Origin of the sequence: Salipiger bermudensis (assembly GCF_019801965.1) — a bacterium.
GTDB classification, from domain to species: Bacteria; Pseudomonadota; Alphaproteobacteria; order Rhodobacterales; family Rhodobacteraceae; genus Salipiger; species Salipiger bermudensis_A.
Genome location: NZ_JAHVIA010000005.1, coordinates 46,255 through 70,383, shown reverse-complemented (window position 1 = coordinate 70,383; position 24,129 = coordinate 46,255). Strand labels below are relative to the sequence as shown.

Genomic DNA, 24,129 nt, shown 5'->3' with positions numbered 1-24,129 from the left:
CATGTACCTGCGCATTCTTCCTCTCGCCCTGATGCTCGCCGCCTGTTCCGGTGCCGAGCCGCAATTCCTCATCGACACGCCGGCACAGGTGGGCAGCGCGCGGCTGAGGGTGGCCACTCTGGAGGTGCGGCAGGTCTCTCTGCCGGCCTATGCTGCGGCCTCCGAGATCCTGCTGGAAGACGAGGACGGCGCGCTCACCCAGGTCGACAACGCGCTCTGGGCCGACGAACCGGCGCGGGCGGTGACGCTGGCCGTTGCCGAGCAGATCGGCGCGGCCTCCTCGGCCACCGTGGCCCCCGAGCCCTGGCCGCTGGCCGATGACGCCCAGGCGGCGGTGCAGGTGACGGTCTCGCGCCTCGTGGCGCGCAATGACGGCACGCTGCGCCTCACCGGACAATACGCGCTCTCCTCCTATGACAAGGTGATCCGCGAGCGCATCCAGAGCTTCGACATCACCGTGCCGATGGTCGGCACGGGCCCGCAGGCCATCGCGCAGGCCACCGGCGCCGCCATCAGCCAGCTTTCGGGACAGATCACCCAGAGCCTGCGCTGAGGCGCGGGGCCTCCGCAGACAGGAGCGGCGTCGGGCAAACAGCCCGGCGCCGTTTTTCATTGAGGGGGAAGGATCAGCTGCGGCTGTCGGGCAGCGAGATATTGGCGACCTGCTCGGCGATCGGATCGGTGGAGAGCGGGTGGCGCTCCTCGTCGTAATCGCGGGTATCGAGCATCGGCTCCCAGCGGCCGCGGCGATAGACCTCGAGCGAGTCGAACTGCGCCTTGTAGCCCATCTTGGGGCTGCCGGGCACCCAGTAGCCGAGGTAGACGTAAGGAAGCCCGGCCTCGCGTGCGATTTCGACATGGTCGAGGATCATCCACGTGCCGAGGCTCTGGCGCGCCAGCTCGGGCTCGTAGAACGAGTAGACCATCGACACCCCGTCATCGAGCACATCCGTCAGGCACACCGCCTTCAGGTCGCCGCTGGCGATGTCGCTATACTCGACCACGCGCGAGCGGATCGGGGTTTCCTCGATCATCGCGGCGAACTCGAAGATGTCCATGTCCGCCATGCCGCCGTCGGCGTGGCGGGTGTCGAGATAGCGGCGGAACAGCGAGAACTGCTCTTCCGTGGCCCAGGGGCTCGAGGCGCGCCGCGCCAGGTTGGCGTTGCGCTTGAGCGCCCGGCGCTGGCTCTTCGAGGGCGAAAAGCGGCGCACGTCGATGCGGGCGGAAAGACAGGCCGAGCAATCCGAGCAGGACGGTCGGTAGAGCACGTTCTGCGAGCGCCGGAAGCCCTGCTTCGACAGGCTGTCATTGAGCTTCTCGGCACTGTCTCCCTGCAGCGCGGTGAACAGCTTCCGCTCCATCCGGCCCGGCAGATACGGGCAGGGCTGGGGGGCCGTCACATAGAATTGCGGCGCGAGGGGCAGGGAGTGGCGCATGAAGGTCCTGTCTGGAGATCCTCGAAAAACCTAGCAACGAATTCTCGACCCGCCAAGCCCCCGAAAAAGGTGGGTCGCGGGGCTTTGATCTCGCCTGGCTCCGGGGCGAACGCGGGGCGCGACGGTCGGTCCCGCGCGGGAAGGCGCCGCAACGCAAGACGCCCGGCGGAGACCGCCGGGCGCTTCGGAAGGGACAGGGGCAGGCGCTTGTTGAGCGCAGCTCCTTATGCCCGCTTGTTGAGCGCGACCGTCCCCAGGACCATGTCGGTCAGGCCCTGGCCACGCTCGGTGGCAAACATGCAAACGATCGAGATCAGCTGCAGCGGCGCGATGGAGACCGAGACGGCATAGCCCAGCGTGTGCAGCAGCGCCTGCATGAAATCGAGCCGCTGGCCGCGCCAGTCGCGGAACTCGATCGCCATCATGCGCATGCCCCAGGTCGCGGAGCCGCCGGCGATGGTCAGCACGCGGTAGGCAAAGCTCACCACCATCCAGAGCGCGAAGAACACGAAGGCGCCGAGGAAGGCGGTGAAGACCAGCGCCAGCAGCACGAAGAAGGCGACGATGATCGTGTCGATGACCCAGGCGAGGCCGCGCTTGATCGCGACACTGTCGTAGAACGCGCTCTGGCGCACCGGGTCGGGCAGCTGGGAATAGGGGGCGTCGGTATACATCTGGGTCACGGATCGGGTCTCTGGAACTGTCTCTCTGGTATGATGTCAGACCTTGGCCCCGTGATGGGGCGGGTCTCTCGGCGGATGGCAGACCATACTCCCGTTGCTCGGGGACGGCCTTGGGAAACGATAGACCATGGCCCCGCTGCGGGGGACGGCCTTGGGGAACGATAGACCATGGCCCCAACTCGGGGCCATGGGGGAGGCGCTTACGCGTCCTCTTTGCGGTCTTCGTCTTCCACCTCGCGGGCGGTGCGGCTGCGCTCGTCCATGAACTGGTCGAACTCGGCCTTGTCGCGGGCCTCGCGCAGGCGCTGCAGGAACTCCTCGAAGTTCTTCTGCTCGTCCTCGAGCCGGCGCAGCGTGTCCATCTTGTAGGCATCGAAGGCGGCGTTGCCCGAGGGGCGCATGGCGTTGAAGCCCTGACGGTAGGCGTTGGTGCTGCTGTTGCTGCGGTGACGGCAGGATTTTCCAAACATGCGTTTGCTCCAGATCATGTAGGCAAGAAGGGCGAGGCCGATGGGCCAGAAGAAGATGAAGCCAAGTACCATGGCCACGATCCAGGCGGGTCTGCCGCGCTCGTCGAGCCAGGCCTCGGCGCGTTTCAGCCAGCCGGGATTGGCGGGGCGGGCTTGATACTGCGCTGCGGCGTTCATGTGCGGTGTCCTTTGTCTCTCGTTACGGAATGTGAATGTCTTTCACATTACATCAGATCGGGATTGTGACCGGCGCTATCAAGGGGTGATGTGAAAGTTTTTAACATTTCCCGGAAAGGGTGAATAATCTCAGTGCCTTGCCTGCGTGAGTTTTGCAGGGCGCCGGGGGCGGGGCGGCGTATTCGCGCGCCCTGACGGCCGGTTTTGAGAGGGGAGAACGGCCTGTTCTGAGAGGGAAGAGCCGCTTTGCCCGCCCGTCACATCGGGATCGGGCGCTGCTCCTCGATCGCCTCCATGGCGAAATAGGAGGTCACCGTCTCGAGCTCGACCTCCTCGATCAGGCGCTTGTAGACCTCGTCATAGCTGGCCATGTCGCGGGTGATGATCTTGAGCAGGTAATCGTACTCGCCGCCGATGCGGAAGAAGTCGATCACGTCGGGGATCGAGGAGACATGGGTGCGGAAGCGCTTGAGCCAGCTCGCCGAGTGGTGCCGCGTCTTGATCATCACGAAAACCACCAGCCCAGCGCCGAGCTGGTTGCGGTCGAGAACCACGGTGTGGTTGCGGATGACGCCTGCGGCATCGAGCGCCTTGAGCCGCCGCCAACAGGCGTTTTGCGACAGGCCGACTCGTTCGCTGAGCGCGCGCTGCGACTGCGAGGCATCACGCTGGAGCTCTTCTAGGATGCGGTAGTCAAGATGATCGAGTTTAAGGTCCATTCGTCGTTCATATGATAGAATATTGGCGTTTGGAAGGTGTAAATATGTGAAGAATTTTCCGTTATGCGTGACATGCTTTGCATCAACGCCTCACGAAACGATACGGATCCTTCATGTCCCCCCTCGACGATTTCGCCCGCTCGCTCAAACGCCCGGACCTGGCCAGTTGGCTGCGTGGCGGCCTGATCGGAGACGGCGTGGAGATCGACGGCCCTTATGGTCCCAAGCCCTTGATCTACGCTGATTATGTCGCCTCCGGGCGGGCGCTGGCGCAGGTCGAGGATTTCATCCGCGACCGGGTGCTGCCCTATTACGCCAACAGCCATACGCAGGCCTCGTTCTGCGGCGCCTTCACCACGCAGCTGCGCGAGGCCGCCCGGGCCGAGATCGCCCGCATCACCGGCGCGGGCGAGGATATGAGCGTGGTGTTTACCGGCTCCGGCAGCACCGCCGGGATCAACCGGCTGGTGGGCCTGCTCGACATTCCCGGCCTTCTGGCCACGGGCGGCCGCGCCGTGGTTCTGATCGGACCGTATGAGCACCATTCCAACCTGCTGCCGTGGCGCGAGAGCGGCGCCGAAGTGATCGAGATCCCGGAAGCGCCGCAGGGTGGTCCCGACATGGGCGCGCTCACCGCCGCGCTGCTGGAGGCGCATGGCGCCGAGCTGATCGTCGGCAGCTTTTCGGCGGTGTCCAACGTCACCGGCATCCTCACCGACACCGACGCGGTCACCCGCACGCTGAAGGCGCACGGCGCGCTGGCGTTCTGGGATTTCGGTGCCGGCGGGCCGTATGTCCGCATGGACATGGCGGCCGGGAGCGATGCCGAGAAAGACGCCATCGTGTTCTCGACGCACAAGTTTCCGGGCGGCCCCGGCGGCTCCGGCGTGCTGGTGCTGCGCGGTGCGGTGGCCCGGCGCGAAACCCCGACGCTGCCCGGAGGCGGCACGGTGAGTTTCGTGTCCCCTTGGGGACACCGCTATTCTGGCAGCCTCTCGAGCCGCGAAGAGGGCGGCACGCCCAACGTGGTGGGTGATATCCGCGCCGCTCTGGCACTGATGGTCAAGGAGGCGCTCGGGCAGGACTGGCTTGACCAGCGCCAAGCCTGGTTGCGCGCCCGCGCCGAGGCGGTCTGGCGCAAGAACCCGCAGATCGAGCTCCTCGGTCTCGACGGGCCGGCGGCGCTGCCGATCTTCTCCTTCCGCATCCGCGACGGGCAAGGCGGGCTGGTGCATCACCAGTTCTTCACCCGCCTCCTGAGCGACGTCTACGGCATCCAGGCCCGCGGCGGCTGCGCCTGCGCCGGCTCCTACGCGCATCGGCTGCTGCGGCTCTCGGAGGGCGAATCGGAGGCCATGTTCGCCGCCATCGACCGCGGCGAGGAACTCGCCAAGCCCGGCTGGGTGCGGCTCAATTTCTCGGCGCTGATGAGCGATGACAAAGCTGCTATGATCGTGGAGGCGGTGGACATTCTGGCGCGGAAAGCGTCAGAATACCTGCCACAATATCGTGCGGACGAAACAACCGCCCGCTTTGCCCCCGTTCTCGAAACACCGGAGAGCCTCGCCTCGTGACCAGCCCGCTTGCCAACCGATCCTTCCGCACGCTGTTCGCGGCGCAGGTCTGTTCGCTGCTGGCGGTGGGGCTGCTGACCGTGGCGCTGTCGCTGGCGGCCTACCGCATCGGCGGGCTTGACGCGGGCGGCAAGATCCTCGGGCTGCTCTTGGCGCTGAAGATGGTGGCCTATGTCGGGCTCGCGCCCTTCGCCGAGAGCGTGCTGGCGCATCTGCCGCGCAAGCGGGCGATGGTGCTGCTGGATTTCGGCCGCATGCTGCTGCTTTTGCCGATGTTCTTCGTCACCCAGACCTGGGAGATCGCGGCGCTGGCCTTCGTCTTCTTCGTGCTGGCCTCGGGCTTCACGCCGCTGTTCCAGTCGGTGATCCCCGACGTGCTGCCCGAGGAAGAGAGCTATACCAAGGCGCTGGCCTGGTCGCGCATCGCCTACACGCTGGAATCGGTGCTGAGCCCGGTGATCGCCGCCGTCGTGCTGAAGATCGTCGCCCCGGAGGCGCTGTTTCTCTGCGCCGCGCTGGCCTTCGTGGGCTCCGTGGGCTTTCTGCTCGCAACCGCCTTTCCCGAGCGCGGACACGTCACCCGCAAGGGGCCGTTCCTGCAGCGCGCCTTCCGGGGCATGAAGATCTACGCCCGCACGCCGCGGCTGCGCGGGCTGTTCCTGCTGAACCTCGCGCTGTCGCTGGTGATGGCCTGGGTGCTGGTCAACACCGTGGTCTATGCCGGCGCGCGGCTTGGCGATGCCGACGGGCTCTACCCGGTGCTGATGGCGGGCTACGGGCTCGGGGCGGCGCTTGGCGCGATCACCGTGCCGCGCCTGCTGCGCCGCATTGAAGAGCGCAGCGCCATGCTGGCGGGCGTGCTCGCCTTCGCGGCGCTGGCGGCGGGCTTCGCGCTGCTGCCGCAGCCGCCGCTGGCGCTGCTTCTGCCGATCTGGGCGGGCTTCGGGCTGGCCTCGTCGCTGGTGCTGACGCCTGGCGGGCTGGTCATCACGCGCTCCGCCGCCCGCGAAGACCGCGCCGCGGTCTTTGCCGCGCAGTTCTCGCTCAGCCATGCCGGCTGGCTCATCGCCTATCCGCTGGCGGGCTGGCTCGCCAGCGTCGCCGGGCTCGAGCACGCGCTGCTCGTGCTGGCGCTGCTGGGGGCCGTGGTGGCGCTCGTCGCGACCCGCGTCTGGCCGGCGCATGACCCGCTCGAGCGGACCCACAGCCATCCCGAGCTTCCCGCAGATCACCCGCATCTGCGCTCTCACCCGGGCCAGGGGAACGGCCACGCGCATGCCCACGCCTACTACATCGACGATCTGCATCCGAATTGGGCCGAAACGCCGAATTGATGCTGAACCGAAACACCTTTTTCTACTAGGATGATTCGTATGCAAACGAATGACCGCTCTCCGATCGACGCTCAGGGCCTGGATGTGCTGGAAGCCCGTCTCCGCGAGGATCTCGAATTCCTGTGTTACCCCGGCAAGGACTGGGTGCCGGCGCAGGAGGGCGTGAGCGATGTCGTGATCATCGGCGGCGGCATGTGCGGCATGGTGGCCTGGCTCGGCCTGACCACCGGCGGCGTGCAGAACATCCGCGTGCTCGACCGCAACCCGGCGGGGCTCGAGGGGCCGTGGCTCAACTATGCCCGCATGGAGACACTGCGCTCGCCCAAGACGCTGACCGGCCCGGCTTTCGGCCACGGCGCGCTGACCTTCCAGGCGTGGTATCGCGCCCAGCACGGCCGCGAGGCCTGGGAGGCGATGGACAAGATCCCGCGGCCGATGTGGATGGAGTACCTGCGCTGGTATCGCAAGGCACTGAACGTGCCGGTGGAAAACGGCGTCTCGGTCGACAAGGTCGAGCCCGAGGGCGATCTGCTGCGGCTCACCGTGTCGGGCGCGGCGGAGGGCACGATCCTGACCCGCAAGCTGGTCTTTGCCACGGGCCGTGACGGCACCGGCGGGCCCAACATCCCGGGCTTCATCAAGGATCTGCCGCGCCGCTTCTGGGCGCACAGCGCCGACGAGATCGATTTCGACGCCCTCAAGGGCAAGCGCGTGGCGGTGATCGGCGTTGGCGCGTCGGCGGTCGACAACGCCGCCGAGGCGCTCGAGCACGGCGCGGGCGAGGTCCGCCACCTGATCCGGCGCAAGGAGATGCCGACGATCAACAAGATGATGGGCATCGGCAGCTACGGCTTCACCGCCGGCTTCTCCGAACTGCCCGACGAATGGCGCTGGCGCTTCATGCAATACAGCTTCACCACCCAGACGCCGCCGCCGCATGGCTCGACCCTGCGGGTGAGCCGCCATCCGAACGCTTATTTCCACTTCGGCAAGGCCACCACCCGCATCGAGGAGCGCGGCGACGAGGTCGAGGTGATGTTTGCCGACGGCACCTCCTACGTTGCCGACTTCGTCATCCTCGGCACCGGCTTCACCATCGACCCGATGGCGCGCACCGAGTTTGGCGAGGTGGCGGGCAAGATCCTGCTCTGGGAAGACGTCTACACCCCGCCCGAGGACGAGAAGCAGGCCGATCTCGGCCGCTTCCCCTATCTCAACCCCGATTTCACCTTCCGCGAGAAGGTGCCGGGCGAGGTGCCGTGGCTCAGCAAGGTCTATTGCTTCAACTACGGGGCCTCCGCCAGCCTCGGCAAGGTGAGCGGCGACATCCCCGGCGTCTCGGAGGGCGCGGCCTGGCTGGCCAAGGCCATGGCGGCCACGCTCTATGCCGAGGATCTGGAAACCCACTGGCAGGCGATGCTGGACTATGAAACGCCTGAGCTCGACGGCAGCGAATGGCAGCCGAGCGAACTGACACCGGCAAAGGAAGGGCAGGTGGCATGACCATCTTCGACACCACGACACTGAGCGCCGCGGGCATCACCGCGGGCAGCGCCCCGGGCGCTGCGGCAGAGACCCGCGCCAACATCATCGAGGCCACGCAGGCCGCCGAGGACGCCGTCCTGACGCCGAAGGATGCGGGCGCTTTCCCGCACGCGCTGCGCGCGGCGCTGGCGGCGCGGATCGCCAACGAGGCGGGCGAGAACGATCTCGCCGAGCGCTACCTCGCGGGCGCGGGCGACATGGCCGGTCTGGCCGATCCCTCGCAGGACGGCGAGGAAGAGGGTCTCGCGCATGTGGTGGCCTTCGCCGACAAGGCGGCGAACCACACCCGTGATATCCTCGCCGAAGACATCTCCAAGCTGCAGGCCGCGGGCGTCGATGACGCCGATATCGTGCGCCTCTGCGAGCTGGTGGCCTTCGTGGCCTACCAGCTGCGCGTGGTCGCCGGGCTGCGCCTGATGAAAGGGGCCGCCGCATGAGCCGCATCGTTCACAAGTTCACCCGCACCGTCCCGCAATGGCAGCCGCGCGTGACGCCGGTCGACCTGCAGGAGGCCACCGAGGAGCAGCTCGACGCGCTCTCGGTGACGCCGTCGAACACCAAGGTCTCGGCCTATGTGCTGACGCTGGCGCATGACGTGGAGAGCCTCAAGGTGCGCTCGCCGCTGTTCAACGCGATCATGTACGACCCGGGCGGCATGTCGCGCGCCGAGCGTGAGCTCGGGGCGATCGGCGCCAGCATGGTCAACCGCTGCATCTATTGCGCCGCCGTCCATGCCGACCGTCACGCCAAGCTCGAGAAGGACACGAGCGTTACCGACGAGCTTTTCGCGAAGGGTGAGAAGGCGGATCTAAGCCCACGCAATCGCGCGATTTTCGACTTCGCGCGCAAGCTCTCGGAAAGCCCGGTCGCGGCCGATGAGGCCGACATGGCCACGCTGCGCGAGGCCGGCCTCAACGACGAGGAGATCCTCGACCTGATCCTGTCGACCGCGCTCTTCGGCTGGGCCAACCGGCTGATGCACGTGCTGGGCGATCCGGTGCGCGAGGAGGTGCCGGCATGAGCTCCAAGGTCGGGATCGCCGGCGCCGGCTCCATCGCCTTCGGCAGCGCCGCGCTGCTGCACCAGAACGGCCACGAGCCGATGCTGTGGTCGCCCTCGGGCGCGTCCACCAAGGCGCTCGAGGACGGCCCGCTCGAGGCCAGCGGGGCCGTCGAGACGGTGTTTGCCCCGCGCATCGCCGGATCGGCGCAGGAGCTGGCAGAGCAGAACGACGCCATCCTGATCGCGCTGCCGGGTTATGGCCACAAGGCTGTGTTCGACGCGCTGGCGCCGCATATCCGCGATGGTCAGCACGTCATCATCAGCAGCCACGCCTCGCTGGGCGCGGTCTACCTGATGCAGAAACTCGCCGAGCGCGGCGTTGATGCGGCGATCACCGCCTGGGGCACCACCGTGGTGACCGGGCGGCGCGGCGAGGGGGCGAGCGTCAAGGTCAACACCGTCCGCAAGAAGGTCGATCTCTGCACCGTGCCCGAGACCCGTTCGGATTGCGCGCTGGCGGTCTGCACCCGGCTCTTCGGCGATGTCTTCGTGCCGCGCGACGGGCTGCTGGCGATCTCGCTATCGAACCTCAACCCGCAGAACCACTTGGGCATCGCGCTTGGCAACATCACCCGCATGGAGCGCGGCGAGAGCTGGAGCCAGGGCCAGAATGTCACGCCCAAGGTGGGCGCGCTGCTCGAGGCGCTGGATGCCGAGCGGCTCGAGATCGTGGCGGCGCTGGGGCTGCAGACCAAGACCATCTTCGAGCATTTCAGCCAGAGCTTCCACGTGCCGATCTCGACGATCTCGGAGATGAACCAGCAGATGCACGCGCAGGGCAATGGCGGCACCGGGCCTGCGACGGCCGACAGCCGCTATGTCACCGAAGACGTGCCCTACGGCCTGCAGCTCACGGCCGTTCTGGGCCGGCTGGTGGGCAAACCCGCCGAGCTGCACGAGGCGGGGATCAAGATCTTCTCGGCCATGTATGGCCGCGATTTCGCCGCCGAGAACGAATTGCTCAACGCGCTGGAGCTTGACGGCTACAGCCTCGACGATCTGCGGCAGGCCGCCCGTACCGGCCTTCTGCGGAAGACGCCGGAACCGGCGTCCTGACCATAAAAACGATACGGATACCAACCCTCAGGGAGACGACCATGACAAAGCTCATTCTCAACCGCCGGAAATTCCTCAACACCGCGGCCATGACCGGCGCCGCGCTTGCCAGCCCCGCCTACCTGCGCCGTGCCCACGCGCAGGGCGGCGAGGTCAACATCTGGACCTATAACGATTTCGTCCCGGAAGCGTTCAAGGAGCAGTTCGAGGCCGAGACCGGCATCAAGGTCAACGTCCGCCTCGTCGACGACCAGGGCAAGCAGTTCAACCTGCTGGCTGCCGAGGCGCCGAACCCGTCTGTGGACATCATGACCGTGGCCGGCCACCGCTTCCTGCAGTTCATCGACAGCGACCTGCTTGCGCCGCTCGACACCGACCGTCTGAGCAACTGGGGCAACATCAACCCGACCTTCTCGGAATCCGACTGGTCGACGATCAACGGCGAGAAGTGGGGCGCCCCGATCCTGTCGGGCATGGAGGTTCTGGCCTACAACACCGACTACGTCTCGCCGGAAGAGGCCGAGACCTGGGACACGCTCTTCAGCGAGAAATACTCGGGCCAGACCGCCTATATCATCCAGGACATGATGTCGATCATCATGCTGAAGATGGGCTATGACGGCAACATGGTCGCCTACATGGACGACCCCGAGAAGGCCGCGGCGATCGTCGAGGAAGCCAAGCAGTTCCTGATTGAGAAGAAGCCGCTGGTGCGCAAGTACTATGACGGCGGCGCCGAGTTCCAGCAGATGATGGTCAACCAGGACATCGTCATCGGCCATTCGTGGAACGGCCCGGCGGCGGCCCTGATCAATGACGGCTTCCCGCTTGGCATGTCGATCCCGAAGGAAGGCTCCTACGGCTTCGTCTACACCTACAACATCGCCAAGAACTGCCCGAACCCGGACAACGCCTACACCTTCCTCAACGCGATCCTCGCGTCGCCCGAGATCGGTGCCGCGATGACCAAGGCCTCGGGCTTCATCTCGACCTACAAGGACGCGTCGAACTACCTGACCGACCTCGAGAAGAAATCGACCTCCTTCCCGGACGAGCAGCTCGCCAATCTGCAGTTCTTCCGCGCCGAGGCGAACGAGATGAAATACGGCCTCGTCGATCCGGCCGTGGAAGCCATCAAGGCCGCGTAAACGCGCGCCGCGCCTGATTGCCCGTCCGCCGCGCCAGAGCGCCCGGCGGGCGGGCCCCTCACACGACCCGCCGTCGTTCCTCTCGAAAGGAAGACCCAATGACCTATGACGCATCCGCGCGCGAAGAACGCGGGGCCGTCGCGGAGAGCGCCTCCGACCGCACCTTCTGGGGACGCCTGTCGAGCTGGGCGCCGTACCAGTGGCTTGCAACCTTCGCCACCGCCTCGCCGCGCCGCCAGTTCCTCATCCTCGCCGTGTTCCCGATCCTGTGGGTGCTGACCCAGCACCTCGGGCCGATGCTGCAGATGCTGCGCGTGTCGCTGACCGATGCCTACCCGGTCGCGCCCGGCGTCGAGCAGCATTTCACCTTCGACAACTACCTCAGCTTCTTCGGCGACAGCATCTTCTGGATGCCGTTCTTCCGGACGCTGATCTTTGCCGGGGTATTTACCTTCTGCACCCTGATCATCACCTACCCGGTGGCCTATTTCCTGGCCCGCCACGTCAGCCCGAAGAACCGGATGCTGCTGCTCCTGCTGCTGCTGATCCCGTTCTGGGTCGGCGAGATCGTGCGGACCTATGCCATCATGATCCTGCTCGGCAATACCGGCGCGGTGAACATGGTGCTGCGTTTCTTCGGCCTGATCGACCGGCCGATCCCGTTCATGTACACGAGCTTTTCCATGGGGGTGGGCATCGTCTACCTGACCGCCCTCTACATGCTGCTGCCGCTCTACTCGGCGCTCGAGAAGCTGCCCAAGTCGATGAACGAGGCCGCCGCCGATCTCGGCGCGGGCGCCTGGACGCGGTTCCGCCGCATCACCCTGCCGATGACCCTCGAGGGGATCTCTTCGGGCTGCACGCTCGTGTTCCTGATTTCGACCGGCTTTTACGCCACCCCGGTGCTGCTGGGCGGGCCCTCGACCACCGTCTTTGCCGAGACCATCGCGGGCTTCTTCCACGTCGCCGGTGACCAGTGGCCCACGGGCGCGGCCTTCGCCGTCATCATGTTCCTCGCGGCGCTGCTCATCACCGCCGCGTTCCAGCGGCTGATGAACGCCCTGCGCAAGGGAGACACCAAATGACCCGTCACAACCGCATCCTGCTCTCCTGCGTCTACTGGGCCTTCGTGGCCTATGTCTTCGTGCCGCTGATCCTGATGGTGATGATGGGCTTCAAGGACAGCAAGTTCATCGGCTTCCCGATCAAGTCCTGGACGCTCGACTGGTACACTGGCGTCTTCGCCGACACCGAGACGCTCGCCGCCTTCGGCTACTCGGTCGCCATCGCGGTGCTCTCGACGGTGATCTCGGTGATCGTCGGGACCTGGATCGCGGTGCTGCTCGAGGGGCGCAAGTTCTGGGGCCGGGCGGTGATCTTCGGGATGACCGTGCTGCCGGCGCTGATCCCGGGCATCATCTCGGCCATCGCCTTCCGGATCTATGCCCGCTATCTCGGCATCGAGCCGGGCATGGGCGCCATCGTCTGGAGCCACGCGGTGCACAACGTGCCCTTCGTGGTGCTGGTGGTGATGGCGCGGCTCTCGACCCTGCCGAAGAGCCAGATCGAGGCCGCCCGCGACCTCGGCGCCGACCCGCTGATCGCCTTCCTGCGCATCACCTTCCCCTATCTCGTGCCGGCCATCATGGGCGCGAGCATCTTCTGCCTTCTTCTCAGCTTCGACGATTTCGTGCGCTCGTTCTTCCTCGGCGGCTACGAGCCGACCCTGCCGGTGCTGATCTTCGCCAAGCTGAAATCGGGCATGTCGCCCGAGATCAACGCCATCGCGACCGTGGCGCTTGTCCTGACCGCCGTGATCGGCGTCTGGGCCGAGCGTTTCACCCGCCGCATGAACAAGGATAGCTGAGCCATGTCTTCTGATCCTCTCGTCCGCCTCGAAGGCGTGACCAAGCGCTTCGGCGACACCGTGGCGCTCGACAACCTGACGCTCGACATCGCGCAGGGTGAGTTCGTCACCTTCCTCGGCCCGTCGGGCTGCGGCAAGTCCACCACGCTGCGCATCCTGGGCGGCTTCGAGCAGCCCTCGAGCGGCCGCGTGCTGCTGCGCGGCGACGACGTGACCAAGCGTCCGCCGGAGAAGCGCAACGTCAACATGGTGTTTCAGGACTACGCGCTGTTCCCGCACATGACAGTGCGCCAGAACATCGGCTTCGGGCTCGAGCTCAAGGGCATGGGCAAGTCCGAGATCGCCAGGCGGCAGGACGAGATCATGTCCTTCCTCGAGCTCACCGCCTATGGCGACCGCTACCCGGCGCAACTCTCGGGTGGCCAGAGGCAGCGCGTGGCGCTGGCCCGCGCGCTGGCGCCAGACCCGGCGCTCCTGCTGCTCGACGAGCCGCTGGGCGCGCTCGACGCCAAGCTGCGCGGTCAGGTGCAGCAGGAGCTGAAATCGATTCAGCGCCGCACCAACAAGACCTTCTTCTTCGTCACCCACGACCAGGAAGAGGCGCTGACCATGTCGGACCGCATCGTTGTCATGAACAAGGGCAAGGTCGAGCAGGACGGCACGCCGGAAGAGCTCTATTTCCACCCGGCCTCGCGCTTCGTGGCCGAGTTCATCGGCGAGACCAACCTGCTCACCGGCGAGCTGCGCGGCACCGACGGCAACGCGGTGGTGATGGACTGGTTCGGCACGACGCTCCGCGGCCACGCCCCGGGTGGCGTGCCGCAGGCTGGCGAGTCGATCACCGCCTCGGTGCGGCTCGAGCGGCTGGGCTTCCACGCCGAGCGCCCGGCGACCGCCAACGCGGTGCAGGGCAGGGTGGTCGGCAAGACCTTCCTCGGCAGCCGCATGGCGCTCGACCTGATGGTCGAGGAGGCCAATGGCGCCACGCTCAAGGCCTATGTCGACGCCGATACCGGCCAGTCGGTGGGCGAGGCCCCGGTCTGGATCGGCTGGGACGAGAGCAGCATGGCGGTGCTGCGCGACTGAGTGCGGGGCGCAGGTTGGGAGACTGGAAAGGCGGGCCGTGTGGTCCGCCTTTTTCTTGTGAAGCCGAGGGTGGCCGTCGCGCCCATCGCCGGCGCGCGGGATGGCGATCTGCGTGGAGAACCTCTCGATTTATCCGAGCCAGATCCGAAAGACCTCGACAGGTCGCGCAGGTGTCACCAAATCGCCAGCCCGTCGGGGCGGGCCGGCGATGGGCGCGGCGGCTTGCTGCCTTGATTCCGCGCCGCGTGCATGGATCGAACGCTACGAGGATCGTCAAAAAAGCAAAAGCGGACCCGAGGGTCCGCTTCTCCATCTCTCTGTCGAGAAGGCCGGCTCAGCTGGCGCGGCGCTCGTCGAAGCTCAGCGCGATGAACTCGGGCATGTGATCGCCCATGCCCACCACGTTGTTGTCGGACTTGGAGCCACGGCCACGGCCGCGATCCGAACGGCCACGGTCGGAGCGACCCTTGTTGCCGTCGTTCTTGTCCGATGCGCTCTTTTCGGAGCTGACCTTTTCCGATTCAGCTTTTTCGGGCGCGGCCGTCTCGACCGGAGCCTCGGTCGCGGGGGCCTCTGCCACGGCGGTCTCGGCCGGTGCGGCGCTCTTGTCGGACTTGCGCGAGCGCGAGCGGGTGCGCTTCGGCTTGGCCTCGGTCTTCTCTTCGTCGGCCGCGGCGTCGGACGCCTCGGGCGCCTTCACGCCCGGCAGCTCGACGCGCGGGATCTCCTTCTGGATGAGCTTTTCCACATCCTCGAAGTTCTTCTCGTCGCGCGGGACCACGATGGTGAAGGCCTTGCCCTCGCGCCCGGCACGACCGGTGCGGCCGATGCGGTGCACGTAATCCTCGGCATGGCCGGGGACGTCGAAGTTGAACACGTGGCTGACGCTCGGCACGTCGAGGCCGCGGGCCGCCACGTCGGAGGCGATCAGCAGCCGGATCGAGCCGTCGCGGAAGCCGTCGAGGGTGCGCATGCGCTGCGACTGGTCGAGGTCACCGTGGATCGGCTCGGCGTTGTAGCCGTATTTCTTCAGCGACTTGGCGACGATGTCGACATCGACCTTGCGGTTGCAGAAGACGATGGCGTTGGTGCACTTCTCACCCTCGCGGTCGATCAGCGTGCGCAGAACCTTGCGCTTCTCGCTGCCCTCGCGGTCTCGGCGCGACGCCTTGAAGAACACGGCACCCTGCTCGATGGTCTCGGACGCGGTGGCCTGACGGGCCACCTCGATGCGCTCGGGGTTCGACAGGAAGGTGTTGGTGATGCGCTCGATCTCGGGGGCCATGGTGGCCGAGAAGAACAGCGTCTGGCGGGTGAAGGGCGTGAGCGAGAAGATGCGCTCGATATCCGGGATGAAGCCCATGTCGAGCATCCGGTCGGCCTCGTCCACCACCATGACTTTCACGTCGGTGAGGATCAGCTTGCCGCGCTCGAAATGGTCGAGCAGGCGGCCGGGGGTGGCGATCAGCACGTCGACGCCCTTGTCGATGAGCTGTTCCTGTTCCTTGAAGCTCACGCCGCCGATCAGCAGCGCCTTGGTGAGCTTCACGTATTTGGCGTAGGTGTCGAAGTTCTCGGCGACCTGGGCGGCCAGTTCGCGCGTCGGGCAGAGCACGAGGCTGCGCGGCATTCGGGCGCGGGCGCGGCCCCGGGCCAGCGCGGTGATCATCGGCAGCGTGAAGCTGGCGGTCTTGCCGGTGCCGGTCTGGGCGATGCCGAGAACGTCCTTGCCCTCGAGAGCGTGGGGGATGGCGCCCGCCTGGATCGGCGTCGGCGTCTCGTAGCCCGCTTCTTCGATGGCCTTGAGAACCTTGGGGTTCAGGTTGAGATCAGAAAACTTTGTCATGCGTGTCCGTTTTGGGGTGCGGACACTGAGACTTGGCCCGCGCGTATGGTCCTGGATCGGGCCCGTCTGGCCCCATGCGTGATGGCGAATGCGATCCCGATGTGGCGCCTTTTACCGGAATCAGCGGGGAAACGTCAATCAGCGTGCCATTTCAGAGGGAAAATCGTGGGCTGAAGGGGACAGTCGCCCGTGGGTTGTTCGGAAAACTGGGACAGTTGCGCCCGACTGGCCGCATCCGCCGCGGCCCTGCGGCTCATATGCCGGGGAAATGCCGCTGGCGCAGGGCGGCGAGTTCCATGCGGTGGCGGCGCAGCAGGCCGCGCTGCGAGAGCTGCTCGAGCAGGGCGGGCCGGGCGGTGCAGACCTCGTCGTAGAACAACCGCAGCGCATCCTCGCCGCCCGCGTCTTCGATCATCGCGAAGAGCGTATGGAGGTTGACCGCGCCTTCGCCGCGGGTCTGCGGCTTGAGCTCGGCGCGGTAGGAGCCCTGCGCCAGGCGGAAGCGGTAGAGGCGCAGGAAATGCTGCCAGTCGGCGGCGTGGAAATGGCCGAGCTCGAGGCTGGTCAGCTCGACCTGGCCGGGATTGGTCTGGCCGTCGAGCTCGACATTGTGGATGCGGATCTTGAGGCCCTTGGTGCCGGCGCGGAAGAACAGCTTGCCGGCGACATGGCTCAGGAATCCGCCCGAGAGATGCGCGCCCCAGGTGGGAAAGCAGGCTTCCGCCGCCTGCTGCCGTTGGGTCTGGTCTAGGGGGAAGGCCTTGAAGGCGGTCTCGTCGTCTGCGCCCAGCGGGGCCAGCGCCTCGACCGGGCGGACGCGGGCGCAGAGGCAGCTTTCGGGCAGGGCGGCGAGGGTCTCGGCGACCGGCCGGGAGGGCAGCAGGAACTCGTCGGTGTCGATATGGGCGAGCCAGTCGACCTCCGGCTTGCGGTTGTTGGCGTGGCGCGCGTTGGCGCCTTGCCGGACCTGATGCTTCTTCGGCCGCCCGTTGCGCTTGGCCCACCAGGCGTCATCGGTGCGGAAGACCCGGATCTTGGGGTGGGCGGCGAGCCTCTCCTCCGCCTCAGGCGAGTCGTCGTCGAGATAGAGATAGAGCCGGTGCGCGCCGAGCTCGATATGCCAGGCGGCGAAATCGAGGATCTCGGGAAGCGATGCGTTGGTGGTGGTGACCGTGCCCCAGCGGGTCATGGCAGCGGCCCGAAGACGCGGGCCACCGCCGCGTCGGGATCGAAGGCACGGGTCAGCAGCATGTCGTGGGCGGCGAGGCGGGCGCGCAGCCCGGGCGTATCGGCGCAGACCTCGTCGAACAGCATCCGGAGCCCGTCCGCGCCCTCTTCTTCCGCAAGGAAGGCGATCAGGTTGGCCTGGCCCATCTCGGACCGCTCCGAGCGCGCCCGGTAGGAGCCCTGGGTGCGCCGGAAGGCGAGGTGATCGCGGAAGTGATCCCAGCTCGGGGCGTGCAGGTGGGCGAGGTGGATGCCCTCGAGCTTGGCGCGGTTGCTGGCATCCTCGCCGCGGTATTTCAGCGTGTGGATGCCGAGCCGGGTCTCGGGGATGCCGGTGCGGGCGAAGACCTTGCCCGAGGTGTGGCTGAGGAAGCCGCCATAGAGATGCAGCCCGAAGGTCGGGTAGATCTCCTGCAGCACCGCCTTCTTGCGCCCGGCATGGTGATGGGTGCGCTTGAAGTGCTGCGGCCAGCCCTCATTGACTGCCAGCGCCTCGGCGGGGGCGACCCGGGCCAGCGCGTGGCCGCGCGAGACGGCGGCGAGGATCTCGCAGATCGGCTTGTCGGGGAGCAGGAATTCGTCGGCATCGATATGGCCGAGCCAGTCGAGGCTGCCGCCCGTTTCGCGCAGGGTGCGGGTGGCGTTGTGGGCCTGGCGCAGCTGGTGGGCTTCTGGCCGCTCCTTGCCGGTGTCCCGCCACCACGCCGCGTCGCAGCTTGTGACGTGGATCTTCGGGTGGCGGGAGAGGAAGGCGGCGGTCTCGGGCTCGGGGGCGTCGAGATAGATATGCAGCGCGTGGGCGCCGAGGGCGAGGTGATGCGCGGCGAAACGCGCGATGACGGGCAGCGGCGCGCGGATCGTCGAGACCAGCCCCCAGCGCAGGGTATCGGCCGTCAGCGTGGCCGCCGCGGCAGGGACGGGCGCCGGGTTGCCGGGGCGCTTGGCGGGCTCGGCGGCCTGCGTCTGACGGGCCTTGCGGCTGCGCATGGTCATCAGACGGCGAAACAGCGTCCGGTCGTCGTGGATCAGTAGATCAAGCAGGTGATGGGCGAGGGGCCGGATCACCGGGTCGGCCTCGGCCTCCATCCAGAGCCGCCCGATCATGTTGACGTCGAGCCCGCCATTGACGATCGAGTAGGCATCCATCTCGAGCGGCAGCCGGCCGCCGGCCTTGCGGTCGAGCGCGAAGGGGCGGTCGGCGGGCTGACCGGAATAGAGCCGCTCGGATTCGTAGAGCTTCATGGTGCCGAAGAGCACGGTCAGCGCCAGACCCACCGAGCGCTGGGTGGCGGTGAGGCCGTGATCGCCGAAGGTGGTGATGGCGGAGACCAGCCAGCGTTGGTCGAGATTTTCGAGCAGGTGCGCGCCCTGTTCGGCCCAGAGCCTGTGAAAGAGTTCGGGCAGGTGAGCGGGGAACTCGCGCTTGCGCAGGTGGGCAATGAGCAGCCCGTTGAGGAAGACCAGCTCGCTCTGGCCCTGCAACTCGCGGCGCAGGTCGAAGCGCTTGCGGTGATAGCTGGAGCGGAAGGGGCGATCCTCGGCGGGATCGTCCTCGGGGTTGCCGACGATCTGCAGGGCCAGCGGCGCGAGATCGAGATCGGCGGGCGGCGGGGCCTCGCCCTCGGCATAGGTGATTGCATCGCGCCGGCCCTCCATCTGGGTCAGCACGGCATCGATGCCGCCGGGCCATGTGGGGCGCCTGTCGCTGCCGCTCTCGGACGTGCTCTCGGGCTCGGCCCCGCTCGGGGCCGTGGTCTCGGCGTCGGTTTTGGCGTCGACCGGGGGCACGGCTTTGCTGTCTGCCCCGGTTGCGGCTCCGGGGGCTGTCCCGGTCTCGGTGTCGTCGCTGCGGTCGGTCCTGCTCATGGCGCGGAGAGTGGCGCGGGACGGCGCGCCACGCAATCGTGGCGGCGCGCTCTCCGGGCGGTTTACCGGCGGGTGTGGTGCGGGGGGGACGCGGGCGCTAGAGCCGCTCGTAATCGCCGAGCATGGCCGGGCAGCCGCGATGCGCGTTGGTGAGGCCGGCGCTCGCGCCGTTGTGGATCAGGTGCCAGGTTGGCTTGTAGCCCGGCGCCTGCGCCCGCGAGTAGGAGCAGCCGCCCGGGGTGACATAGGTCTGGCCCTGGTATTCATCGCCGGGATGCGGGTTGGCCGCGTCGGCGCGCAGGCTGCGATTGGTCGTGCTGGTGAACCAGGAGCCGGCCTCCGCGGCGGGCGGCAGCGCCATGAGCGGCAGGGCGAGCGCAAGGGAGAGGGCGAGGGGCGTCGAGCGGCGGGTCATGGGGGGGCCTCGTGTTGGGTGGGGGCCGGGCGAGGATCGGCGCAAGGCGTAAACGCGAGCTGTAGAATTACAATGCGAGGCACTTCCGGTCGCCGTTTCGCCGCGCTGCCGCAGCGGCGGGGCGCAGGCATGCGGCTGCGGGCTTGGCAAAGGCGGCGCTTTGGGGCAGAGCAGGGAGCATGAGCACCACCTCCTTCACCCTCCACGCCACCGACGGCAAGGCGCGCACCGGTGTGATCTCGACCCCGCGTGGCGAGATCCGCACCCCGGCCTTCATGCCGGTGGGCACCGCTGCCACCGTCAAGGCGATGCTGCCCGAGCAGGTCCGCTCCACCGGGGCCGACATCCTGCTGGGCAACACCTATCACCTGATGCTGCGGCCCACCGCCGAGCGCATCGCCAAGCTCGGCGGGCTGCACAAGTTCATGAACTGGGAGCGTCCGATCCTGACGGATTCGGGTGGCTTCCAGGTGATGAGCCTCGCCGATCTGCGCAAGCTCACCGAGGAGGGGGTCAGCTTCCGCAGCCATATCGACGGCTCCAAGCACATGCTCACCCCCGAGCGCTCGATGGAGATCCAGCGGCTGCTCGGCTCGGACATCGTCATGTGCTTTGACGAATGCCCGGCGCTACCCGCCGACCGCAAGCGGCTCGAGCAGAGCATGCGCCTGTCGATGCGCTGGGCCGAGCGCTCGCGGGAGGCCTTCGGCGACCGGCCCGGCCACATGCTCTTCGGCATCCAGCAGGGCGGGCTCGAGGCGGATCTGCGCCAGGAGAGCGCCGAGGCGCTGAAGGCGATCGGCTTCGACGGCTACGCCGTGGGCGGGCTCGCGGTGGGCGAGGGGCAGGAGGCGATGTTTGCCTGCCTCGACCATGCGCCCGAGCACCTGCCGGTCGACAAGCCGCGCTACCTGATGGGCGTGGGCAAGCCCGACGACATCGTCGGCGCCGTCAAGCGCGGCATCGACATGATGGATTGCGTGCTGCCGACCCGCTCGGGGCGCACCGGGCAGGCCTTCACCCGGCGCGGTGTGGTCAACATCAAGAACGCGCGCCACGCCGACGATCCGCGGCCGCTCGACGAGCAGTGTACCTGCCCGGCCTGCACCGGCTATTCGCGCGCCTACCTGCACCATGTCTACCGCTCGCACGAGATGATCTCGGGGATGCTGCTGACCTGGCACAACCTGCAATATTTCCAGGACATCATGGACGGGATGCGCGGTGCCATTGCCGAGGGCCGGTTCGAGGCCTGGGAGGCGGATTTCCACGCCGGCCGCGCCGAGGGGGATATCGAGCCGCTCTGAGGGGCGGTCCACGGGCTGCGGGGCGGGCGGATTGCCCGGCGCGTGGCTCATGGACTTTTAGGGTGTCCTGCAGGGGCCAACGCCTCGTGGCGGGCCTTCCGGGGAAAGAGCGGCAAGGGGCGTATCGGCGCTTGCTGTCGGACGCCTTGTCGGAGGCTCGGAGGACGCTTGCCCGGGGGAAGCTCTAGGACTCGGCGAGGGCCCAGCCCGAAGACGTGACAGGGCTGGCGGGATGGCACTAGGCCGAGCGCGCAATGCCGTCACCTCGGTGCCGGACAGCGCCGCGCACCCCCCCCTGGCTCAGTGGCAAGTGTCATCCGGCCGAACCCGCGAGCACCCGACCTCAGTGCCCGACCGAAGCGCCCTCGGCCCGCAACCGACTGCCCTCAAAACAAAAACGCCGGGCGCTGGGCCCGGCGTTCTGTCATTCTGTAGGAGGCTGGGCTCAGCTGCCCTGGCCCTGCGGTGCTGCCGCGGCCTGCTGCTGGGCCGGTGCTGCCGCCGGAGCGCCCTTGCCGCGCGACGACAGCGGGTCGTCCTGGCGCTGCACGGAGCCTTCGAAATGGGCGCCGCTCTCGATCGCGATGGTCTTGTGGATGATATCGCCCTCGACCCGCGCGGTGGCGGTCAGGCGGACCTTCAGGCCGCGCACGCGACCGACGATGCGGCCGTTGATGACGACGTCGTCGGCGACGACCTCACCCTTTATCGTGGCGCTCTCGCCGATGGTCAGCAGGTGGGCGCGGATATCGCCCTCGACCGTGCCTTCGACCTGGATGTCGCCGGTGGTCTTGAGGTTGCCGGTGATGTGCAGATCGCTCGACAGCACCGACGCCGGCGGCTTCGCCTTGGGCGGAGTGGCCGGCTTGAAGTCGCCGCCGGATGCGCGCGGGGCTTCTGCGGCCGGCTTCGGTGCGTTGTCCTCGGCCTTGGGGCCGGGCTCGTTGATCTTGCTTTTAGAAAACATCGTTTGCAGCCTTGATGTAGATCATGGGGTTCACGGGTTCGCCTCCGACGCGAACTTCGTAGTGAAGATGCGTCCCGGTCGACCGTCCGGTATTTCCCATATCACCAACACGGTCCCCGCGCGAGACCCTTTGGCCGACCTTCACGCGGATTTTGGACATGTGCGCGTAGCGGGTCTCGATTCCGAACTCGTGCTTGATCTTCACCAGGCGACCGTAGCCCGACATCCAGCCGGCATGGGTCACCACGCCGTCTGCGGTGGCGTAGATCGCGGTGCCGTGCGGCGCGGCGAAATCGGTGCCGGCATGCAGGCGGCCCCAGCGGCGGCCGAAGCCCGAGGTGAAGCGGAACGGATCTTTGAGCGGCACCGCGAAGGGGGCCTTCTCGGCGGCGATGCGGTAGAGGTTGAGCTTGTCCATCTCGCCGAGGATGCGGTTGGCGCGCTCCATGTCGGCAGAAGGCTCCTCGCCGCGGGTCGAGAAGGTCAGCGGGGTCAGCGGGCCGCCCTGGCCGGAATAGCCGCGGCGGACCTGGCTGATGATGCGGTCGGGATCCATGCCGGCATCGGTGAACATCTTGTCGAGCGGCTTGACCGAGACCGTCATCGCCTCTTCGAGCTGGCGGAAGATGCGATCGTTCTTCTCTTCCATCAGGCGCAGCTCGGTGGCCATCTCGTCGGCGCGCACCAGCGCGTCCTGCGCATCGGCGACCACCTGGTCGCGCTCCTCGGCGGTGCGGGCCAGCGCCTCTGCCAGCAGGTCGAGCGTGCCGTCGGCATCCTCGGCCCCGGCGACGGCGATGTCGCCGCCCTCGATCTGTGTCTCGAGCGCGGCGAGGCGCTCGTTGATCTCTTCGCGCTCGCGCATGGTGTCGCGCAGCGTGGCCTGGATCACGTCGATCCCGGTCTCCAACTCGCGGCGGCGGGCCTCGCTGTCGAGCAGCTTGCCCTGCATCGCCGAGACCTGCTCGAGCGCGGTGCTGAAGCGCTCCTGCGCCGCCAGCGACTCCGCGGTGCGGGTGTCGCGCTCCTGCGAGAGCTCGTTGAGCCGGCGCTGGTAGGTGATCTGGTCACGCTTGGCCTGCTCGCGGAAATTCCCGGCGCTGATGCTGTCCATCAGCAGGATCGCGGTGGCGACGATGGTCCAGGCGACCAGCAGGCCGGCACCGAGTGCGGCGACCGCCTGCGTCTCCGACCGAAGCCGGATGAAGCGTGTGTCGGTGTCTGATTTCAGAAACACCCGACGTTCTGGAAAGACGCGCTCGAGCAGCGCATGGGTTCTGATCGCGAAACGCGTTCTCACCGTTTTTGTCCCCTGTTCCCGTGCAAGTTCCAACGCGCCGGTTCCCCACCCGACGTCTGGCCATTGGGGTAAAGAGACCGCGACATGATCGCAACAATTTTGGGCTTCCTGTGCTTTTTCTGCGGCGGAATCGCGCTGGACTGGCGAAAAACCGCCGACCTCAACGGGTTCCGGGTGCTCAATTTTCCGTCATTGTTGCCCGGATCGTTTGCCTGCGAGCGGTCATTCTTCGGCCAGCGGCCAGTAAAAATCGAGCGGCAGGCCGGCCTCGGCGCGTTTCTCGTCGTTGAACGGTGGCTTGAGCGTGCTGTGAAAATAGCGTCGCACGAGATCGTGGAACACGTCCTTCGGGTCGAGCTCGTGACGGCCGCAGAGGAAGTGGAACCACTTCGAGCCGTAGGCCACGTGGCCGACTTCTTCGGCATAGATTGTTTCCAACGCGGCGACGGCATCCTCGGCCTTGGCGCGGCGGAACAGCTCGATCATGCCGGGCGTGACATCGAGCCCGCGCGCCTCGAGCACCATCGGCACCACGGCAAGCCGGCCCATCAGGTCTTCGGCGGTGTCCTCGGCGGCGCGCCACATGCCGGCATGGGCGGGCAGGGCGCCGTAGTAGCTGCCCTGCGCCTCGAGGCAATCGCACATCAGGTTGAAGTGTTTCGACTCCTCGTCGGCCGCCTTCACCCAGTCATCGTAGAAGCCGAGCGGAAAGCGGGTGTCGGTGAAGCGGGCGATGATGTCCCAGTGCAGGTCGACGGCGTTGAGCTCGATATGCGCCACCGCGTGCAGCAGCGCGATGCGGCCCTTCTCCGAGCCGGGCTTGCGCTTGGGGACATCGCGCGGATCGAGCAATTCGGGCGCATCGGGGCGGGAGGGGCGCAGCGGCGGCTGCGCCGTGCCGAGGGGGATCGGCGTGCCGGCCTCGCGGGAGGCGCGCCAGGCGCGTGCATGGGCATGGCTCAGCGCGGTCTTTTCGCGCCCGTCGGCGGTGGTGAGCACCTCCACCGCCATCTCGCTCAGCGTCTTCGTCATGCCGGCCTG

Annotated in this window: 23 protein-coding genes; 12 read left to right on the top strand and 11 right to left on the bottom strand. The window is 67.2% G+C overall.

Features of this window, described 5'->3' with window-relative positions; genetic code table 11:
* The first annotated feature begins 1 nt into the window (after position 1).
* Positions 2-553 (top strand): membrane integrity-associated transporter subunit PqiC, encoded by a 552-nt coding sequence (locus KUV62_RS12185; protein WP_222603989.1) that lies wholly within the window; start codon positions 2-4, stop codon positions 551-553.
* 73 nt (positions 554-626) lie between these two features.
* On the opposite strand, the gene KUV62_RS12180 is transcribed toward KUV62_RS12185, so the two are convergent.
* From KUV62_RS12180 to KUV62_RS12165, 4 genes are all read right to left on the bottom strand, one after another.
* Entirely contained in the window at positions 627-1,439 is an 813-nt protein-coding gene (locus KUV62_RS12180) for an arginyltransferase (RefSeq protein ID WP_222603988.1), read from the bottom strand.
* Between the two features lie 224 nt (positions 1,440-1,663).
* Positions 1,664-2,113 carry an RDD family protein gene (locus KUV62_RS12175; RefSeq protein ID WP_222604321.1) on the bottom strand — a complete coding sequence of 150 codons (450 nt, stop codon included), beginning with the start codon at positions 2,111-2,113 and terminating at the stop codon, positions 1,664-1,666.
* A gap of 209 nt (positions 2,114-2,322) precedes the next feature.
* Positions 2,323-2,769, bottom strand: a complete 447-nt coding sequence (locus tag KUV62_RS12170) for a DUF2852 domain-containing protein (protein ID WP_222603987.1) — start codon at positions 2,767-2,769, stop codon at positions 2,323-2,325.
* Positions 2,770-3,026: 257 nt separating this feature from the next.
* Positions 3,027-3,488 carry an Lrp/AsnC family transcriptional regulator gene (locus tag KUV62_RS12165; protein ID WP_222603986.1) on the bottom strand — a complete coding sequence of 154 codons (462 nt, stop codon included), beginning with the start codon at positions 3,486-3,488 and terminating at the stop codon, positions 3,027-3,029.
* Positions 3,489-3,601: 113 nt separating this feature from the next.
* Here KUV62_RS12165 and KUV62_RS12160 point away from each other — a divergent pair, with 113 nt between their 5' ends.
* The 10 genes from KUV62_RS12160 to KUV62_RS12115 all read left to right on the top strand — a co-directional run bounded on the left by KUV62_RS12160 (position 3,602) and on the right by KUV62_RS12115 (position 14,160).
* Positions 3,602-5,062 carry an aminotransferase class V-fold PLP-dependent enzyme gene (locus KUV62_RS12160; RefSeq protein WP_222603985.1) on the top strand — a complete coding sequence of 487 codons (1,461 nt, stop codon included), beginning with the start codon at positions 3,602-3,604 and terminating at the stop codon, positions 5,060-5,062.
* The gene (locus tag KUV62_RS12155) at positions 5,059-6,396 is read left to right on the top strand and encodes an MFS transporter (RefSeq protein WP_222603984.1); all 1,338 of its coding nucleotides are present in this window, start codon (positions 5,059-5,061) and stop codon (positions 6,394-6,396) included. The genes KUV62_RS12160 and KUV62_RS12155 overlap by 4 nt, the downstream gene beginning before the upstream one ends.
* A gap of 39 nt (positions 6,397-6,435) precedes the next feature.
* Entirely contained in the window at positions 6,436-7,899 is a 1,464-nt protein-coding gene (locus tag KUV62_RS12150; RefSeq protein WP_222603983.1) for an NAD(P)-binding domain-containing protein, read from the top strand.
* On the top strand, positions 7,896-8,378 hold the full coding sequence (locus KUV62_RS12145) for a hypothetical protein (protein WP_222603982.1): 483 nt from the start codon (positions 7,896-7,898) through the stop codon (positions 8,376-8,378). Before KUV62_RS12150 ends, KUV62_RS12145 begins: the two co-directional genes overlap by 4 nt.
* Positions 8,375-8,962, top strand: coding sequence for a peroxidase-related enzyme (locus KUV62_RS12140; protein WP_222603981.1), 588 nt, complete (start codon positions 8,375-8,377; stop codon positions 8,960-8,962). Before KUV62_RS12145 ends, KUV62_RS12140 begins: the two co-directional genes overlap by 4 nt.
* Positions 8,959-10,059 carry an NAD/NADP-dependent octopine/nopaline dehydrogenase family protein gene (locus KUV62_RS12135; protein ID WP_222603980.1) on the top strand — a complete coding sequence of 367 codons (1,101 nt, stop codon included), beginning with the start codon at positions 8,959-8,961 and terminating at the stop codon, positions 10,057-10,059. The genes KUV62_RS12140 and KUV62_RS12135 overlap by 4 nt, the downstream gene beginning before the upstream one ends.
* Positions 10,060-10,100: 41 nt before the next feature.
* A complete protein-coding gene (locus tag KUV62_RS12130) occupies positions 10,101-11,207 on the top strand; it encodes a PotD/PotF family extracellular solute-binding protein (RefSeq protein ID WP_222603979.1) in 1,107 nt (368 codons plus the stop codon).
* Between the two features lie 98 nt (positions 11,208-11,305).
* Entirely contained in the window at positions 11,306-12,292 is a 987-nt protein-coding gene (locus KUV62_RS12125; protein WP_222603978.1) for an ABC transporter permease, read from the top strand.
* Complete coding sequence (locus KUV62_RS12120) at positions 12,289-13,074, top strand: ABC transporter permease (RefSeq protein WP_222603977.1); 786 nt, start codon at positions 12,289-12,291, stop codon at positions 13,072-13,074. Before KUV62_RS12125 ends, KUV62_RS12120 begins: the two co-directional genes overlap by 4 nt.
* A 3-nt stretch (positions 13,075-13,077) precedes the next feature.
* Positions 13,078-14,160: an ABC transporter ATP-binding protein gene (locus KUV62_RS12115; protein WP_222603976.1), complete on the top strand. Its 1,083-nt coding sequence runs from the start codon at positions 13,078-13,080 to the stop codon at positions 14,158-14,160.
* Positions 14,161-14,494: 334 nt separating this feature from the next.
* On the opposite strand, the gene KUV62_RS12110 is transcribed toward KUV62_RS12115, so the two are convergent.
* The 4 genes from KUV62_RS12110 to KUV62_RS12095 all read right to left on the bottom strand — a co-directional run bounded on the left by KUV62_RS12110 (position 14,495) and on the right by KUV62_RS12095 (position 19,514).
* Entirely contained in the window at positions 14,495-16,006 is a 1,512-nt protein-coding gene (locus KUV62_RS12110) for a DEAD/DEAH box helicase (RefSeq protein ID WP_222603975.1), read from the bottom strand.
* Between the two features lie 253 nt (positions 16,007-16,259).
* Complete coding sequence (locus tag KUV62_RS12105) at positions 16,260-17,195, bottom strand: glycosyltransferase family 2 protein (RefSeq protein ID WP_222603974.1); 936 nt, start codon at positions 17,193-17,195, stop codon at positions 16,260-16,262.
* On the bottom strand, positions 17,192-19,099 hold the full coding sequence (locus KUV62_RS12100) for a glycosyltransferase family 2 protein (protein WP_261395606.1): 1,908 nt from the start codon (positions 19,097-19,099) through the stop codon (positions 17,192-17,194). Before KUV62_RS12100 ends, KUV62_RS12105 begins: the two co-directional genes overlap by 4 nt.
* Positions 19,100-19,196: 97 nt before the next feature.
* A complete protein-coding gene (locus KUV62_RS12095; protein WP_222603973.1) occupies positions 19,197-19,514 on the bottom strand; it encodes a hypothetical protein in 318 nt (105 codons plus the stop codon).
* Between the two features lie 179 nt (positions 19,515-19,693).
* Between KUV62_RS12095 and tgt the strand changes: the two genes are divergently transcribed.
* On the top strand, positions 19,694-20,821 hold the full coding sequence (gene tgt / locus KUV62_RS12090) for a tRNA guanosine(34) transglycosylase Tgt (RefSeq protein ID WP_222603972.1): 1,128 nt from the start codon (positions 19,694-19,696) through the stop codon (positions 20,819-20,821).
* 445 nt (positions 20,822-21,266) lie between these two features.
* Here the strand turns inward: tgt and KUV62_RS12085 are convergent, their stop codons facing one another.
* The 3 genes from KUV62_RS12085 to KUV62_RS12075 form a co-directional block, all read right to left on the bottom strand.
* On the bottom strand, positions 21,267-21,788 hold the full coding sequence (locus KUV62_RS12085; RefSeq protein ID WP_222603971.1) for a polymer-forming cytoskeletal protein: 522 nt from the start codon (positions 21,786-21,788) through the stop codon (positions 21,267-21,269).
* Complete coding sequence (locus KUV62_RS12080; protein WP_222603970.1) at positions 21,778-23,088, bottom strand: DUF5930 domain-containing protein; 1,311 nt, start codon at positions 23,086-23,088, stop codon at positions 21,778-21,780. Before KUV62_RS12080 ends, KUV62_RS12085 begins: the two co-directional genes overlap by 11 nt.
* A 222-nt stretch (positions 23,089-23,310) precedes the next feature.
* Positions 23,311-24,120 (bottom strand): ferritin-like domain-containing protein, encoded by an 810-nt coding sequence (locus KUV62_RS12075; protein ID WP_222603969.1) that lies wholly within the window; start codon positions 24,118-24,120, stop codon positions 23,311-23,313.
* Between the last annotated feature and the right edge of the window lie 9 nt (positions 24,121-24,129).